At 60.1% G+C, this 15,528-nt stretch carries 14 protein-coding genes; 6 read left to right on the top strand and 8 right to left on the bottom strand.

What is annotated here, in order from left to right; genetic code table 11:
* Window positions 1–54: 54 nt before the first annotated feature.
* Both ACQY1L_RS01760 and ACQY1L_RS01755 read left to right on the top strand, forming a co-directional pair.
* Window positions 55–942 (top strand): tetratricopeptide repeat protein, encoded by an 888-nt coding sequence (locus tag ACQY1L_RS01760; RefSeq protein WP_082472031.1) that lies wholly within the window; start codon window positions 55–57, stop codon window positions 940–942.
* A 14-nt stretch (window positions 943–956) separates the two neighbouring features.
* On the top strand, window positions 957–2,051 hold the full coding sequence (locus tag ACQY1L_RS01755; RefSeq protein WP_430242367.1) for an NAD(P)/FAD-dependent oxidoreductase: 1,095 nt from the start codon (window positions 957–959) through the stop codon (window positions 2,049–2,051).
* Between the two features lie 6 nt (window positions 2,052–2,057).
* Here the strand turns inward: ACQY1L_RS01755 and ACQY1L_RS01750 are convergent, their stop codons facing one another.
* From ACQY1L_RS01750 to ACQY1L_RS01735, 4 genes are all read right to left on the bottom strand, one after another.
* Window positions 2,058–3,080, bottom strand: a complete 1,023-nt coding sequence (locus tag ACQY1L_RS01750; RefSeq protein WP_062461071.1) for an LLM class flavin-dependent oxidoreductase — start codon at window positions 3,078–3,080, stop codon at window positions 2,058–2,060.
* Window positions 3,081–3,301: 221 nt separating this feature from the next.
* Window positions 3,302–3,526, bottom strand: coding sequence for an aa3-type cytochrome c oxidase subunit IV (locus ACQY1L_RS01745; RefSeq protein ID WP_062582159.1), 225 nt, complete (start codon window positions 3,524–3,526; stop codon window positions 3,302–3,304).
* Window positions 3,527–3,697: 171 nt separating this feature from the next.
* Entirely contained in the window at window positions 3,698–4,456 is a 759-nt protein-coding gene (locus tag ACQY1L_RS01740) for an N-acyl amino acid synthase FeeM domain-containing protein (RefSeq protein ID WP_180215465.1), read from the bottom strand.
* Between the two features lie 165 nt (window positions 4,457–4,621).
* Window positions 4,622–6,946: a putative bifunctional diguanylate cyclase/phosphodiesterase gene (locus tag ACQY1L_RS01735; RefSeq protein ID WP_430242365.1), complete on the bottom strand. Its 2,325-nt coding sequence runs from the start codon at window positions 6,944–6,946 to the stop codon at window positions 4,622–4,624.
* 302 nt (window positions 6,947–7,248) lie between these two features.
* Here ACQY1L_RS01735 and ACQY1L_RS01730 point away from each other — a divergent pair, with 302 nt between their 5' ends.
* Together ACQY1L_RS01730 and ACQY1L_RS01725 are read left to right on the top strand one after the other, a co-directional pair.
* Window positions 7,249–7,788 carry a TRAP transporter small permease subunit gene (locus ACQY1L_RS01730; RefSeq protein WP_062461080.1) on the top strand — a complete coding sequence of 180 codons (540 nt, stop codon included), beginning with the start codon at window positions 7,249–7,251 and terminating at the stop codon, window positions 7,786–7,788.
* Window positions 7,789–7,819: 31 nt separating this feature from the next.
* Window positions 7,820–9,337, top strand: coding sequence for a TRAP transporter large permease (locus ACQY1L_RS01725; protein ID WP_062461083.1), 1,518 nt, complete (start codon window positions 7,820–7,822; stop codon window positions 9,335–9,337).
* Between the two features lie 436 nt (window positions 9,338–9,773).
* Here the strand turns inward: ACQY1L_RS01725 and ACQY1L_RS01720 are convergent, their stop codons facing one another.
* Window positions 9,774–10,892, bottom strand: coding sequence for a TRAP transporter substrate-binding protein (locus tag ACQY1L_RS01720; RefSeq protein ID WP_062461086.1), 1,119 nt, complete (start codon window positions 10,890–10,892; stop codon window positions 9,774–9,776).
* 258 nt (window positions 10,893–11,150) lie between these two features.
* Here ACQY1L_RS01720 and ACQY1L_RS01715 point away from each other — a divergent pair, with 258 nt between their 5' ends.
* Window positions 11,151–11,951, top strand: a complete 801-nt coding sequence (locus ACQY1L_RS01715) for a gamma-glutamyl-gamma-aminobutyrate hydrolase family protein (protein WP_430242362.1) — start codon at window positions 11,151–11,153, stop codon at window positions 11,949–11,951.
* Window positions 11,952–11,978: 27 nt separating this feature from the next.
* Here the strand turns inward: ACQY1L_RS01715 and ACQY1L_RS01710 are convergent, their stop codons facing one another.
* The 3 genes from ACQY1L_RS01710 to ACQY1L_RS01700 all read right to left on the bottom strand — a co-directional run bounded on the left by ACQY1L_RS01710 (window position 11,979) and on the right by ACQY1L_RS01700 (window position 14,616).
* On the bottom strand, window positions 11,979–12,941 hold the full coding sequence (locus tag ACQY1L_RS01710) for a 2-hydroxyacid dehydrogenase (protein ID WP_430242360.1): 963 nt from the start codon (window positions 12,939–12,941) through the stop codon (window positions 11,979–11,981).
* A gap of 25 nt (window positions 12,942–12,966) precedes the next feature.
* Window positions 12,967–13,986 carry a LacI family DNA-binding transcriptional regulator gene (locus tag ACQY1L_RS01705; protein ID WP_062461099.1) on the bottom strand — a complete coding sequence of 340 codons (1,020 nt, stop codon included), beginning with the start codon at window positions 13,984–13,986 and terminating at the stop codon, window positions 12,967–12,969.
* Window positions 13,987–14,118: 132 nt separating this feature from the next.
* A complete protein-coding gene (locus tag ACQY1L_RS01700; protein WP_062461102.1) occupies window positions 14,119–14,616 on the bottom strand; it encodes a MarR family winged helix-turn-helix transcriptional regulator in 498 nt (165 codons plus the stop codon).
* Between the two features lie 83 nt (window positions 14,617–14,699).
* Here ACQY1L_RS01700 and ACQY1L_RS01695 point away from each other — a divergent pair, with 83 nt between their 5' ends.
* The gene (locus ACQY1L_RS01695; protein WP_430242357.1) at window positions 14,700–15,500 is read left to right on the top strand and encodes a creatininase family protein; all 801 of its coding nucleotides are present in this window, start codon (window positions 14,700–14,702) and stop codon (window positions 15,498–15,500) included.
* The last annotated feature ends 28 nt before the right edge of the window (window positions 15,501–15,528 follow it).

The raw sequence follows: 15,528 nt of genomic DNA, 5'->3' as shown, positions 1-15,528 counted from the left end.
ACATTCCGACACGTTCTGCCGATCCTGACAGCCCGATACGAGGACAAGCGCCTGATGGCCGCCAAGACTGCCGTTTTTTCCGATGGAACCCGAAACTCCGGCCATTCCTTGACCGTCGCCCCAATTCGCAAGGCCCTCGCTCCGATCGGTATCGTGGCAGTGCTCGCGCTGGCCGGCTGCTCGACGACCACGTCGACGGACATGATCAGCGTCGATCGCGCCCAGGGGTCGGAACAGAACATCTCATCCCTGTCCTCCGTCATCAGCTCCAACCCGTCTGATCCGGAAGGCTACAACATTCGCGGGTCGGCCTACGGCCGCGCCGGCGAATTCAAGCGGGCGCTGGAAGACTTCAACCGCGCTCTCCAGATCAATCCGCAGTTCTATCAGGCCTACGCGAACCGGGCGCTCGTCTATCGCAATATGGGCAAACCTGTCGAAGCCGCGAACGACTACAATCGCGCGCTCCAGATCAATGCCAATTACGACGTCGCCCTGATCGGCCGCGGCAATATCTATCGCCAGGCCGGCCGCCTCAACGAAGCCTTCAGTGACTTCAACAAGGCCATCGATCTCGATACGACCGATGGTCGCGCTTACCACAACCGCGGCCTGATCTATCAGGCCCGCAATCAGCACGCGCAGGCGATCGACGACTTCTCCAAGGCGATCTCGCTCTCCTCCAGCTCGGCCGAGCCTTATAACGGTCGCGGTATTTCCTATCTCGCCATGAACGACGACGAGAATGCGTTTGCCGACTTCAACCGTGCCATCGAGCTGAACGACAAGCTTGCCGAATCCTGGGCCAACCAGGCACTGGTGTATGAGCATCGCGGCGACCGTGCCCGCGCCAACCGTTCGTTCTCGCATGCCGTCCGCCTGGACCCGAACTACAAGCCGGCCCAGGACGGCGCAGCACGTACGCGCGGCGGCAATAGCTAAGCGGAGCCATGACGATGCAGCAGTCCGGTCGCCATGATATCATCGTCATCGGCGGCGGGATTGTCGGCGCCTCGATTGCCTGGCACCTCACGGTGTCAGGCGCCAAAGTCCATTTTCTATCTGAAAAACCAGGCGGCATAGCGACGCCGAATTCCTTCGCCTGGATCAACGCCAGCTGGGGCAATCCGCGCGCCTATTTCGACCTGCGCATGCGCTCCATCGCCGAATGGAAACGCCTTGCGAAGGACGTCCCCACCCTGCCCCTATCTTTCGCGGGCGGCCTATGCTGGGACATGTCGCAGGCTGACCTGACGACCTACGCCAGCCAGCATTCCGGCTGGGGCTACGATATCGCTGAGGTCGATGCCGTCAGGATTGCCGCCATCGAACCTGCCTTGAACGACGTGCCTAACACCGCGCTTTTCGCTGCGATGGAAGGTGTAGCCGAGCCGCAGGCGAGCGCCGAGATCCTCATCGCAGACGCCCAAAGACGCGGCATGCTCCTCACCGGAGGCGTCCGGGTTACTGCCCTCAGGCGCAATGGCGAAGGCCATGTTGCAACTGTGGTCACCGACAGCGGCGAATTCACAGCCGGTGAAATCGTGCTCGCCGCCGGCGCCGGCACCACGACCCTTACCGCTTCTGTCGGAATAGACGTTCCGGTCGAAACACCACCGGGTCTCCTCGTCCACTCGACGCCGGTCGCACCGATGCTCAACGGCCTCGTCATTGCGCCGGAACTGCATGTCCGGCAAACCGCCGAGGGTCGGCTCGTCGCCGGGACCGATTTCGGCGGCATGGATCCGGGTACCGATCCGGATGGCGCGGCTGACGAGCTGTTCGGCAAACTGAAGCGGTTCGTCAAAGGCGGCGACAGCCTGGTCATGGACTTCTACACCGTCGGTTATCGCCCCACGCCAAAGGACGGCTTTCCGATCATCGGACGTGCCGAAGATCAGACCGGTCAAACCCTCACCGGCCTCTACATTGCCGTCACCCATTCGGGCATCACGCTCGCTCCGGCGATCGGCCTGTTCGCCGCCACCGAAATCCTGGAAGGGGCGCAAGAACCGCTTCTCGCCCCCTACCGTCTGTCGCGCTTTAGCTGACAGCCCTCAGCGCCAGCCGAGCGCTGGCGCCACATGCTTCAGGATCGACTCGATGACATGGGCGTTGTAGTCGACGCCAAGCTGGTTCGGCACGGTCAGAAGCAGCGTATCGGCCTCGGCAATGCCCTCATCCTGGCGCAGCTCCTCGATCAGGGCTTCCGGTTCTGCCGCATAGGAACGACCAAAGATCGCCCGCGTGCTGTCGTCGATATATCCGACCGAGTCCTGCTCCTTGCCGCCGCGGCCGAAATAGGCCCGGTCGCGATCGTCCGTCAGCGCGAAGATTGAGCGGCTGACCGATACCCGCGGTTCGCGCTGATGGCCGGCCGCTTTCCAGGCGTCGCGATAGGCGCGGATCTGCTTTGCCTGCTGGATGTGGAAAGGCTCGCCCGTCTCGTCGTTCTTCAGGGTCGAGCTCTGCAGATGCATGCCCTTCCCGGCCGCCCAGACTGCCGTTGCATCGGAGCTTGCGCCCCACCAGATGCGGTCTCGCAGCCCTTCCGAATGCGGCTCCAGACGCAGCATGCCCGGCGGGTTCGGAAACATCGGGCGCGGGTTGGGTTTGGCAAAACCCTCGCCCTTCAGCACGTCGAGAAAGACTTCGGCGTGGCGGCGGCCCATATCGGCATCCGTCATCCCCTCGCCCGGCTCGTAGCCAAAATAGCGCCAGCCTTCGATCACCTGTTCCGGCGAACCGCGGCTGATGCCGAGCTGCAGGCGTCCTTTCGAAATCAGATCCGCGGATCCCGCGTCCTCCGCCATGTAGAGGGGGTTTTCATAGCGCATATCGATGACGCCGGTGCCGATCTCGATCTTCGACGTGCGCGCACCGACGGCGGCCAGAAGCGGAAACGGCGAAGCCAGCTGGCGGGCGAAATGGTGAACGCGGAAATAGGCGCCGTCGGCACCGAGTTCTTCGGCAGCGACGGCAAGATCGATCGACTGCAACAGCACGTCGCCCGCAGAGCGCGTCTGCGATTGTGGCGACGGCGTCCAGTGGCCGAATGATAGGAAACCGATTTTCTTCATAATAGGGCTCCGGCAATATGCGCATGAGAAGAGGTGTTGCCCCCTACATGGCATGCCGGACAGCATCCGTTAGGGCCCTGCCGCGAATTGGGCGCAGACGGATTGTTCGCAGATTGCGAACGAGTGTTGTGAAGATGGAATGAAATAGCGTCTGGAGTACCTGTCGGCAGGGTCGCGCGGGTGCAACGTCACACCCGCGCTCCGACAGAAACAGATCCGGCTTAGCGCAGCAGGAAGACGCCAGCGATATTCAGGATGATGAAAACGATGAGGCCGCCGAGAAGTCCGGCGCCGCCGAAGAAGCCGGCCGCCATGGCGATCATCAGAACGACGGTAGACATCGTGCCCCATTTTGCAGCGGCCAGAAAACCCTCGTAGGTTTTCTCGTGCTCGCGATAATCCATGGGAGCACCGGTCTCCATAGGTCCGCTCTGGTGATTGTCCATCATCGATCTCCTTCAACGCCGCGCCCACGAGCCGATCACGGCGGGGTGGCGCGGTAGCCTCCTCCTCGCTCTTCGAATCCTTGGCAGATCACCGAAAAGCGCCTCTCGATCCAGATTACACACACCGCTTCAAAGCGCAATCGCGCCACGCCGCGGCTGGTGCTTTAACACCTACTCGGCGAACGCCATTTCCTGAGAGGTCGGCCTTCCCGCGATCCTCGCGGTCGGCAGAACGGTGAGTGGCGGACTGTCGAACTGCGCTTCGTTGCCGAACATCATCCGCCGTTCATAGGCCTCCGACCGGAACAACGGGAACCGCCGCATCAACTGCGGCCTTACCTCCTTGACGCGTGACGCAAGAAGCGTGAGCTCGAAGCCGTAGATGCCGGCCATCGTTGGCGGCACGACGATATCCGCCAGGAAGATGCGCTTGTAAAACGAGGCATGCGGCGGGCGGATATGCTGCAACACCCGGTCGGCATCGAAATGGATCGCAGCCATGATGCTGGGCCGCAGCGTGATATAAGGGATCGTCGGCAATTCGGCGACGACAGCCGGATCGACCGCAAACCGGGCCGGATCGATCAACGTCATCCCGGCATCGAGGAAAGCGTGGACCGCATCGGGAAACACGCCAGTCGACTGGCACACACGATGGTCCGGCGTCACGTAATGGACGCGGATCGTCGCGATGAGTTCTTCGTAATGATGAATGCCGAAGACATAGGCGTTGCGGTCGAAATCGATCTCATCGAGCATGTCCACCGCACCGACGGGGAGAACATCCTGCGCCTTGTAGGCTTTGTATCTTAATCTGGCGATATCTTCGAAATCTTCGGCGCTCTGAATGCGGCGGTATTCGATGTGGTCGAGAGATGCGAGGAGCTTTTCGGAAAATGGTGCTTCAGGAACAGATTGCTTTATCGGCATGTGAATTATCCATGGGACGTTAACCCAGGATTAACCGTGAACTGAGCCTTGATCGCAATCGCCGAAATTATGTTTAACAAACTTTAAACAGAAATAGTTAACCGCCAACGGTAACCTTATGCCGCGGGTGCAAAAAATAGCCCGTGAAGATATGGGGAAACGCGTCTAGCCAGCCGCGCTCAGTGACCGCGGCGCGTCGTTCTTGCGGCCCGATACGGCACGACTACCCGCCTTGCTGAGAGCAACGCCGTTAACGCGCAGACTCTCCAACGCATCGACCGGCACCGGCGGCGAGAAGATGTAGCCCTGAACCAGGTCCGCAAAATTGTGCTTGCGCACGAGATCCAGCTGTTCCTGGGTTTCGACGCCTTCGAGAACGATGCGGAGATCGAGCTCGCGTGAAAGATGCACGATGCCGCTCAAAAGCTTCATGCGGCGCGGATCGGTACCGATGTCGCGCACGAAGGCGCGGTCGATCTTGACGATATCGATCGGCAGGGAATCCAGATAGCTGAGGCTCGAGAACCCGGTGCCGAAATCGTCGATTGCGATCGTCACGCCGTTGGCGCGCAACCGGCTGAGCGTCGCACTCACGGCGACAGGCTCCTCCATGAAGCAGCTTTCGGTTACTTCCAGATGCAGCCGTGCCGCAGGCAGACTGTAGCGCGCCAAAGTCTCGGCCACCATAGCCGTGATCGCACCGCCACGAAGATCCTTGACCGAGAGATTGACGGAGACCGCCATGCCGCCCGACCATTCGGCGCAGTCGGCGCATGCCTTGTCCAGCACGAACCGGGTGACGTCCGAAATCAGGCCCATGCTTTCGGCAAGCGGGATGAAGATGTTGGGGCCGATCCAGCCGCGCTCGGGATGCGACCATCTCACCAGTGCCTCGCAGCATTCCATCTCGGACCCGTCCGGCCGGTACATCGGCTGGTAGACGACGGACAGATGGCCGTTTTCGATGGCATGGCGCAGATCGGTCCGCAGACGCTGCTCGGCCACATACCGACCATCCATTTCCGGCCTGAAGGTTCGAACCGTGCCGTTGCCGGTCGACTTTGCCTCGTTGAGGGCAAGGTCGGCCTTGATCTGCCAGGATTCCATGTCGAAATCTTCAGCGGGCAGAATGACGCAACCGCTGTTGAGCGATACCGAAAGACTAAGCCCGTCGACCCGGTAATCCCCCTCGAATGTCCGATGAATCTCGCGGATACGCGCCTCGATCGCGCAAGAACCGTCTTTGCCGGTCACCAGCAGAACGAACTCGTCGCCGACCAGCCGGCCGATCAGAACCTCGTCGCTCGCAAACGCCGCTGCCCGTTCGGCAATTGCTGCAAGAAGCTTGTCGCCCACCACGTGGCCGCGCATGTCGTTGACATGCTTGAACCCGTCGACATCAAGAATAGCAAGCCCGGCCCACATCTCCGGACCTGCATTTGCCAGCCGCCGTTTGACCTGTTCGGTGAAATGTCCCCGCGTCGGCAGGCCGGTCAGCGTGTCGAAACGAACAAGGTGAAGGATTTTCTCTTCGGCAGCGACCCTTGCGCTGACATCCTCGAAGATCATCACGAGACCGCCCTCGGAACGGCGGCTGAGCGAGAATTCCAGATAGGTGTCGTCATTGAGACGCAGCAGCGTCTTGCCCGCCTGCCCTTCCAGCAAGCCGCCGATCTGCGTCAGGATCTCGTCCGGAAACGCGTTTTCGCGGTCGCGCAGGGCGGCAATGAAACTCGCGCCCATCAGGTCTTCGGCATCGCCCAGTCCCAGCAATTCGTGCGCGCGCCGGTTGACGACCTGCACCCGGCCAACGGCGTCCAGCATGATCAGCGCATGCGTCATGGTGCTGAGCGCACTGTCGAGCTGGTCGGCAACCGTCTTCATCTCGCGCGAAACGATGACGTTCTTGTAGAGAAATTCCCGCACCCCCGTCGCCATCGACTGGGTGGTCAACCCGAACGGCACGAGAAAGAGCGCCATCAGCGCAAGATTGATTTCGCCGGTCAGCACGCAGGCAATGATCAGCGGCAGGCAGCAGCCGGTCGTCTGCAGCGCAACCGCGCGAGCAGACCCGTAGTTGCGGCCGACGATCGACACCATCGACGCCATGGTGACCGCGATGCACATGAAGGCGGCCATCATGTCCCGCAGGACAAGAACCGCGTAGGCGCTGCTGATACCGAGAAGGAAAGCAGTCGCCGCGGCGCCGTAGACGTAGCGTGTTTCCCAGCTTTCGATCTCGTCGCGGGAAAGAACCGCACGGTCGAGACTGTCGAAGCGGCGGAACGAGATGACCCGGAACGTGAAGACGGCCAAGAACACCGCAATCAGCATGATATAGAAGGTAGAGCCCGTCGTCGCAAAAATCACTGCGCACGACAGGATATGGACCACCATTCCAGTCCACAGCGTTCCACGATTTCTAAACAGCGATTCGACGAACGACAGATACACTTCTGTCGGCAGCGTTTGCGCTTCCGCATTCTTCATAGGGGCACATTCCCTTGCCATCAGACCGACAATGGAGAAAACGTTTTAAAAATTGATTGTTGTCGGAGTGCGACCCCTTGGATTGTGGGGGTTCGTCGAAAAGCGATCAATGAACGGTAACAGGGATTGCTAAAACTCTCCAAACTCAATTATGCGCTCTCGCGACCACCTTCGCAATAATATTTCGCGGAATGCCTGGAAACGGCATTTATGCGACCTATGGGGGTCTTTTCTTTTAATAAGCGTTCGTTTACATCGCCTCATTCGGGCAGAGGTAAAGACCTGCTGGGGAGCGAGTGAGTATGGCGGGCCTGTTGAAATTCAGCGCGTTAATTGACCGTGTCAGCGAAATCGTCGGAAAATTTGCGGGTTATCTCGTTCTGGCCTGCTGCCTGATCAGTGCCGGTAATGCCTGCATTCGCTATGCGTTCAACTACAGCTCGAATGGCTGGCTGGAAATCCAGTGGTATCTGTTCGCGTTTATCGTTCTCTTGGGCGCATCCCATACGCTTCGTCTCAATGAACACGTCCGCGTCGATCTGATCTACGGCGCCGTCTCGGATCGCAAGCGGTTGTGGATCGATGCGATCGGCCTGGTGATCTTTCTGATCCCGGCATGCCTCTTTCTGGCATGGCTGTCCTGGCCGTTCTTCTCCCTGTCTTTCATGCAAGGTGAAGTGTCTTCGAATGCCGGCGGCCTGATCCGCTGGCCCGTCAAATTCATCATCGTCTCGGGGTTCGTGCTCCTTGCCTTTCAGGGCCTGTCCGAGCTGATCAAGCGGATCGCCGGCCTTACAGGCACCCTCCAGGTCGACACGACCTACGAAAAGCCACTGCAATAAGACCGCGCCATTCCGGGGGGAAACCAAGCTCATGTTTGAATACGGCGTAATGCCACCGGCCATGTTTCTGGGCATGATCATTTTCATGCTCTACGGCTTTCCGGTCGCCTTTTCCCTTTCCGCGGTCGGGCTGTTTTTCGGCTTCCTGGGTATCTACACCGGTCATTTCGAATATGCGTTCATGCAGGCCCTGCCGCTGCGCATTTTCGGCATCGTCTCCAACGACCTGCTTCTCGCCATTCCCTTCTTCACCTTCATGGGTGCCATTCTTGAACGCTGCGGTCTTGCCGAGGACCTGCTCGAAGGCACCGGAAAACTGTTCGGCGCAATTCCCGGCGGCCTTGCCTATGCGGTGATCATCGTGGGCGCGATCCTCGGCGCCATCACCGGCACGGTTGCCGCATCCGTCATCACCATGGGTGTGATTTCCCTGCCGATCATGCTGAAATACGGCTACAATCCGCGGCTGGCGACCGGCGTAATCGCAGCCTCCGGCACGATCACCCAGGTCATTCCGCCGTCGCTCGTCCTCATCGTTCTGGCCGATCAGCTCGGCCGTTCGGTCGGCGACATGTATCTCGGCGCCATCGGTCCTTCGATCCTGCAGGTCGTGATCTTCCTGCTGTTCATTCTCTTCACCTCGATCGTCCGCCCCCAGGATGTTCCGGCGCTGCCGCCGGAGGCCCGCGGCGAACTCAATGCCGCGCTGGTGTTGAGAGTGCTGTGGGGCATGGTCCCTTCGGTCGTGCTGATCTTCCTTGTCCTCGGCACCCTGTTCATGGGACTTGCCACACCGACGGAAGCCGGCGCGCTCGGCGTCGTCGGCGCCATGGCGCTTGCTGCCATGCACCGCCGCCTGACCTGGGACCTCGTCAAGCAGGCCATGCATTCGACCATGACGATCACCTCGATGGTCGTCTTCATCCTCGTCGGTGCCACCTGCTTCAGCCTCGTCTTTCAGGGCATGAACGGCGGGCTCTGGATCGAATTCCTGCTGTCTCATATTCCGGGCGGCGCCCTCGGCTTCCTGATCTTCGTCAACATCTTCATTTTCTTCCTGGCCTTCTTCCTGGATTTCTTCGAGATCGCCTTTATCGTCCTGCCGATGCTGGCACCGGTCGCAACCGCGCTCGGCATCGACCTGATCTGGTTCGGCGTGCTGCTCTGCGTCAACATGCAGACCTCGTTCATGCACCCGCCATTCGGCTTCGCACTCTTCTACCTGCGCTCGATCGCGCCGAAGACTGTGAAGACGAAGGACATCTATCTCGGCGCCATTCCGTGGCTCGGGATGCAGCTGATCCTCGTCGCCATCATCATCTTCTGGCCGGAATCCGTCACCTACTGGCTGGACAAGGCTCCAGACGTCGATCTCAATACGATCAAGATCGAAATCCCCGGCTTCGGCAATGATAGCGGCAACAACCAGATGCCCAATTTCGGCCTGCCGCCGATGGATGGTGCGCCCGGTCAGGGCGGCGGCGCGCAACCTGCCCCCGGACTACCCGGCATGCCCAACTTCGGCGAGCCACCCAAGATCAACCCGTAACGGCTTCGTCTTGCCAGAAAACCGGTGCAGTAGTACATTGGAGTGGAGAGCAAAGCGCGAACTCTGCCCTCCGTTTGTTATTTGACTAGGAAATTGAGCCGGACGGACACTGACCAGCCCGTCCGGTATTTCCTAACCAGCAACGTAATGCTCAGTGGAAACCACATCGCATCACCTCCTGTTCGACGGCAAGGCTTTTGCCTAAAAGTCGGGGAAGCCCGTCTTCTCCGATACTCCGGCTGGCCACGGAGTGCTCTGCTTCTGCTTCCGAACACTGCCATCATAGATAACAGCGTGTGATTGTCGAGCCGACGCAACCGGGCATACGTGCAGCGCGTCTATTGCGTGAATCCAGTCCGGCGCCATCCCTCAGCTGCAAAACAAAACCCCGGACCTTGCGATCCGGGGTACGTGTCGTAGCAACGCTATGGAAAGATCAGATCTTGCCGTTTCGCTGCTGGATCATCATGAACGTGTCGAATGTGTACTCCGAAAGCTGCATCCAGAGGTAACCTTCCTTCTTGAATGCGACCTGGTCGTCGTAGACCTTCTTGAAATCCGCGTTGGTTGCGGAAATACCTTTGTAGACGTCCATTGCAGCCGTGTAGCAGGCCTCGAGGATATCCTGGCTGAATGGCCGCAACGTCGTCCCCTGCGATACGATCTGCTTGATCGCCATCGGGTTCTTCAGATCGTATTTCGCCATCATGTTGGTATTGGCGAAAGCGCAGGCATCGGTCAGCGCCGACTGATAATGCTTTGGCAGGCTGTTCCACTTGTCGAGGTTGATGAAGGCATGGATTGTCGGCCCGCCTTCCCAGAAAGCCGGATAGTAGTAATACTTGGCCACCTTGTAGAAGCCGAGCTTGTGGTCGTCATAGGGACCGACCCACTCCGCCGCATCGATCGTGCCCTTTTCCAGCGCCGGATAGATATCGCCTCCGGCGATCTGCTGCGGTACGGCGCCGAGCTTTTCGAGCACCTTCCCGGCAATGCCGGCAATGCGCATCTTCACGCCCTTAAAGTCGTCGACGGTGTTGATTTCCTTGCGGAACCAGCCGCCCATCTGGGCGCCGGTATTGCCGGCCGGCATGCCGTAGATCTGATGCTTGGCATAGAACTCGTTCATCAGCGTATTGCCGTTGCCCTGGTAGAACCACGAGTTCGTCAGGCGCGCATTCATGCCGAAGGGGATCGCCGTGCCGATCGCAAAGGTCGGGTCCTTGCCGACAAAATAGTAGGAGCAGGTATGGCACATCTCGACCGTGCCAGCGGAGACCGCATCGGCCGCCTGCAGACCCGGGACGATCTCACCACCTGCAAACGGCTGGATCGTGAAATTGCCGTCGGTGGCGGCTGCAACATGCTTCGCGATATCGTCGGCGCCGCCATAAATCGTGTCCAGCGATTTCGGAAATGACGATGTCAGGCGCCAGTTGATCTTCGGGTTCTGCTGGGCAATGGCAGGTGTCGAAAGCGGAACAGCAAGCACTGTGGCTGCAGCGGCTCCCGCGCCGCCGACTGCCGTCTTTTTCAGGAATGAACGACGATCCATCAAAAATCCTCCCGGGTTGAACAGACCGCGAAGATGTCTCCTCCCATACCTCGCCAGTCCTAGATGAGGTAATCATGTTGCTTGAAAGCTTGCAAGCATACCATGTAACAATGACGGCGGGCCAAGGTTAAACCGCATTATACTTTCGTCTTCCGCGATCGTCGTGGTTCACGCTGCACGGCGTCGCCACGGCTTGACTTCACCCCGCCTCCGGCAGCAATACGGGATGAGAACCACTGCCCCGCCTGGAGATTGTTCATGCCCGTCTCGTGCCGCAAGCCCATCGTCGCCGTTCCCGCCGATCTCAGGCAATTCGAAGGCGCCCTCTGGCACGCTACACCCAACCAGTATGTCAATGCGGCGCTGAAAGTGGCAGACGTCATGAGCTTCATCGTTCCCGCCTTCGAAGAGGGCAACGATGTCGACACGATCCTCGACCGGGTCGACGGCGTGCTGGTTTCCGGCGCCGTCAGCAACGTCCACCCATCGCTCTACGGCCGCGAAGCGACCGAGGCAGACGGCCCGTTCGATCACGGCCGCGACGCCACCTCGCTGCCGATGATCCGCCGCGCGATCGAGCGCGGCATTCCTCTTCTCGCCATCTGTCGCGGCATCCAGGAGCTGAATGTCGCGCTGGGTGGCACGCTGGCAAGCGAGATCCAGGATCAGCCGGGCAACTGGGACCACCGCAAGCCCGACGTGCCAGACCGCGACGCGATGTACGCGATCCGCCAGCCGGTCTTCGTCAAGGAAGGCTCCTGCATCGCGGATTTCCTCGGATTTGCCGGCGAAGTCCAGGTGAATTCGCTCCACCGCCAGGCGATTGCAAAGACCGCTCCCCGCCTGAAGGTGGAGGCGACGGCTGCAGACGGCACGATCGAGGCGGTGTCGGTGATCGACGCGAAGAATTTCGCCGTTGGCGTCCAGTGGCATCCGGAATACTGGGCCGAAACCGACGCACCGTCGGGCGCCCTGTTCCGGGCGTTCGGCGATGCGGCCCGCGCCTATGCGGCATCGACAAGCGGTGCGACCAGCCCAACGGTTGCCCGCACCGCGTGAAGCAAACGCCCTCGCCGTGTTTGCCAGTTATCCTTTGACGGGGGTTTCCGGAACCGGGGTCAGCACGCGGCCATCCTTGAACCAGCCGATCAGGTTGTCGACGACAAGATCGGCCATCGCATTGCGGGTCTGAACCGACGCGGATGCGACATGCGGCAGAAGGCAGGTATTATCGAGAGCGATCAGCTCCGCCGGTACGTTCGGCTCGTCGAAGAACACGTCAAGGCCGGCTGCGGCAATCGTCTTGTCGCTGAGGGCGGCAATCATTGCCTCCTCGTCAACGCTCGATCCACGTCCGACATTGATAAACACGCCGCCCGGCCCAAGCGCTTCGAAGATCTCCGCATTGATGATCTTGAACGTATCCGGCGTCCCGGGCGCGATGCAGATCAGCGTATCGACGGCCTCAGCCATCTCCTTTAAGGACGGATAGTAGATATAGCCGACATCCGAGCGCTGGCTGCGGCTGTAATAGCCGATCGTCACCTTGAACGGCTCAAGCCGCTTTGCGATCTCGAGACCGATGCGGCCAAGGCCGAGAATGCCGATGCTGCGGCCCTTCAGTGAAAACGGCGACAGCGGAAACGGGCCTTCGCTCGCCCAGCGTCCCTCGCGCAGATAGGTTTCCGCCTTCGGAAACTGGCGCAGCGTGTTGAGGAGCAGCGCAATGGCAGTATCAGCCACTTCGTCGTTCAGAACGTCAGGCGTGTTGGTAACGATGATGCCGCGCTCGGCAGCTTTCTTCGTATCGGTCCCGTCGTAACCGACACCGAAGCTGGAGATGACTTCGAGATTGGGAAACGCATCGATGATGGCAGCATCGCATTTGCCGGAAACCGCGATGCCACGCACCCGCGCCCTCGTCTCGGCGTCGACGGATGCCAGTTCGGCATGCGGAGCCGAGATGACCTCGAAACTGTCGTTCAGACGCTCCAGAACGCGCGGATGGATACGGCCCGGCACGAAGATGGTGGCAGGATTCTCAGACATGCAGCAACCTCTTTATGAAGAATAATCAGCGTGGACGAAAGACGCCGGTCGACTGGCGCAGACGCATTTCCGGCTTGATCAGATGGAGACCGTCAGGCTCATGGCTCCCGGCAAGACGATCGAGCAGTGCCCGCGCCGCTAAGCGCCCGACATCGGCCTGTCCGTTGGAAACGGTGGTCAGAGACGGCGTCGAGATCGACGCCTGTTCCAGATCGTCATAGCCGGTGACGGAAATATCGACGCCCGGTGTCAACCCGGCCCGCGCGATGCCGTTCATCAGGCCGATCGCCACCAGATCGTTCCAGCAGACCGCAGCCGTCGGCTTTTGCGGCAGGGACAGGAAATGCACCGCCGCCTCGAACCCGCCCTGCATCGAACGGGGTCCCGGAATGCGCAGGTTCGGATCGACCTCGATATTGGCTTTCAGCAGCGCGTTGACGTAGCCCTGGTAACGGTCGCGACCGGTCGATGTCTGGTCGGTGCCGCCGATCATGGCGATCGCCCGGTGGCCGAGGCCAATCAGATGGTTGGTGGCAAGCGAAATGCCGTAAGCATCGTCGCCACGATAGGTCGGCAGGTCGAGGCCTTCCATCGAGCGGGCGACAAGAATGGCCGGCATGCCGTTTTCTTCGGCAAGCTTCATGTCCTCGATCGGCGTCCCGATCGCCGGCGACATGATCACGCCGTCGCCACCCAGCTGCAGCAGCGTCTCGATGAACGTGCGCTGCTTTTCGACCGAATCGTAATGGTTGGAGAGAATGAACGTATGCCGGCTGCGGTCGAGCTCGCTCTCGATCGCTTTCAGAATTTCACCGTAGAACGGGTTCATCACGTCATGCACGACGACACCGATGATCCCGGAGCGCGAGGTGCGCAGGCTGGCGGCACGGCGATTGTAGATGTAGCCAAGCGCCCGCGCCTGTTCCTTGATCTTCTCGCGGGTATCGGAAGCCACGAGCGGACTGTCCCTGAGTGCAAGCGAAATCGTGGCTGTAGAAAGACCGAGACTTTCGGCAATCGTCGACAGTTTGATTTTCTGCGCCATCTACCCCCGCGTTCCCATGCAGCCTGCATTCCCACGCAGAGCACCCGAATTAAAGTTTAAATAAACAATTTAATTCCATGCGACAATCCTGTGACGGGATTTTTCGGACGAGCAGGTTGGCAAACGCAACCCTCAGTCGCGATCGCCCTCATCCGACTGAAGATTATGCTCGACGGCTTTGAGAAGTTTGAGAAGGGTGCGAACTTCCTTGTCCGAAAGACCTTTGACCGCCAGTTCGCCGCACTCGGCCACCGCGCGGCCGATCTGCTCGACGCTCTTCAGACCAGTCTCCGTCAGATGCACCTTGGTCAGGCGACCATCCGTTCCATCCGACCGGCGCTCCAGAAAACCCTGCGCTTCCATGCGTCCGATCGTGCGGGTCATGGTGGGAGCCTTGACGCCCATGCGGTTGGCAAGATGACCCGGCGTCATGCCGTCTTCCTCGGAAAGCGCCAGGATCACCCCGTCCTGCCCGGCATAAAGGCCGCTTTCGACCAGACTGCGGGACAACGCGGTGCGCATCGACCGGGCGGTCTGTGTAATGACAGGCGCAAGGTCGGTTGCGGAAAGACCAGCGCCGTCCTTCTTCTTGCCCGACTTGGATTTCTTGTCGCCTTTTTTCTTGCTCATAGGCTCCGCCCGTTTTGCGTCATGGAAGTCGGCGCTATAACTATACCACGCCACCCTTATCGAAACCCGGAATTGACCGCCAGATGCCGCATCCCTTGCCGCGCTATCATGACAACGATGTTACGCCCCCGTCCACAGAAAGCGCTAAAAGAGGCGACTGGATCGCCGTTCTGCCGCTCGGCGCCCACGAACAGCACGGTCCGCACCTGCCTTTCGAGACCGATACGCTGATCGCACAGGGCCTTGTCGACCGCATTATCCCTGCCCTTCCGGCTGATCTTCCGGTCACCTTCCTCCCGGTGGAGCCGGTCGGCTACTCGATCGAGCACATGGATGTGGCGGGAACGAAGACGCTTGCCTTCGACGAGGCTGTCCACCGCTGGCTCGGGATCGCTGAGGATCTCCACCAGCAGGGCATCCGCAAACTGGTGATGCTGAACGCCCATGGCGGCAACGCGCCGCTGCTGACGATCGTCACGACAGAGGCCCGCGTCCGTTTCAACATGCTGGCGGTCGCAACAAGCTGGACCCGCTTCGGCCAGCCCGAAGGCTGGATCGCTCCGGAGGACAAGGCAATCGATATCCACGGCGGCGATATCGAGACCTCCGTCATGCTGGCACTGTGGCCGGACCGTGTGAGCATGGAAAGGGCCGAAAACTTCCCATCGCGCCAGACAGATTTCGCGAAAGACTTTCGCCACCTGCGCGCGTACGGCCCACATGCGTTCGGGTGGAAAATGTCGGACCTAAACGAAAAGGGCGCCGCCGGCAACGCAACCGCTGCCACCGCAGAACGGGGCGAGCACCTGGTGAAGCACGCGGTGAACGGCATCATCGAGTTGCTACGGGATGTGGCACGGTTTGATGTTGACGCGTTGAAGTAGCGCTGAGCCGCATAATGTGCGAGACTTG

Source organism: Neorhizobium sp. DAR64862/K0K3 (assembly GCF_050500185.1).
Lineage (GTDB): Bacteria > Pseudomonadota > Alphaproteobacteria > Rhizobiales > Rhizobiaceae > Neorhizobium > Neorhizobium soli.
Note: the sequence above shows the minus strand (reverse complement) of the source record. Positions and strands in the feature narration are given on the sequence as shown.

What these genes read in the sequence shown, in the direction of transcription:
- ACQY1L_RS01715 (WP_430242362.1), top strand. Translation starts at nt 11,151, where the DNA reads ATGCCCGTCTCGTGCCGCAAGCCCATCGTCGCCGTTCCCGCCGATCTC.
- ACQY1L_RS01705 (WP_062461099.1), bottom strand. Translation starts at nt 13,986, where the DNA reads ATGGCGCAGAAAATCAAACTGTCGACGATTGCCGAAAGTCTCGGTCTT.
- ACQY1L_RS01750 (WP_062461071.1), bottom strand. Translation starts at nt 3,080, where the DNA reads ATGAAGAAAATCGGTTTCCTATCATTCGGCCACTGGACGCCGTCGCCA.
- ACQY1L_RS01755 (WP_430242367.1), top strand. Translation starts at nt 957, where the DNA reads ATGCAGCAGTCCGGTCGCCATGATATCATCGTCATCGGCGGCGGGATT.
- ACQY1L_RS01740 (WP_180215465.1), bottom strand. Translation starts at nt 4,456, where the DNA reads ATGCCGATAAAGCAATCTGTTCCTGAAGCACCATTTTCCGAAAAGCTC.
- ACQY1L_RS01725 (WP_062461083.1), top strand. Translation starts at nt 7,820, where the DNA reads ATGTTTGAATACGGCGTAATGCCACCGGCCATGTTTCTGGGCATGATC.
- ACQY1L_RS01730 (WP_062461080.1), top strand. Translation starts at nt 7,249, where the DNA reads ATGGCGGGCCTGTTGAAATTCAGCGCGTTAATTGACCGTGTCAGCGAA.
- ACQY1L_RS01695 (WP_430242357.1), top strand. Translation starts at nt 14,700, where the DNA reads ATGCCGCATCCCTTGCCGCGCTATCATGACAACGATGTTACGCCCCCG.
- ACQY1L_RS01710 (WP_430242360.1), bottom strand. Translation starts at nt 12,941, where the DNA reads ATGTCTGAGAATCCTGCCACCATCTTCGTGCCGGGCCGTATCCATCCG.
- ACQY1L_RS01745 (WP_062582159.1), bottom strand. Translation starts at nt 3,526, where the DNA reads ATGGACAATCACCAGAGCGGACCTATGGAGACCGGTGCTCCCATGGAT.
- ACQY1L_RS01700 (WP_062461102.1), bottom strand. Translation starts at nt 14,616, where the DNA reads ATGAGCAAGAAAAAAGGCGACAAGAAATCCAAGTCGGGCAAGAAGAAG.
- ACQY1L_RS01760 (WP_082472031.1), top strand. Translation starts at nt 55, where the DNA reads ATGGCCGCCAAGACTGCCGTTTTTTCCGATGGAACCCGAAACTCCGGC.
- ACQY1L_RS01720 (WP_062461086.1), bottom strand. Translation starts at nt 10,892, where the DNA reads ATGGATCGTCGTTCATTCCTGAAAAAGACGGCAGTCGGCGGCGCGGGA.
- ACQY1L_RS01735 (WP_430242365.1), bottom strand. Translation starts at nt 6,946, where the DNA reads ATGAAGAATGCGGAAGCGCAAACGCTGCCGACAGAAGTGTATCTGTCG.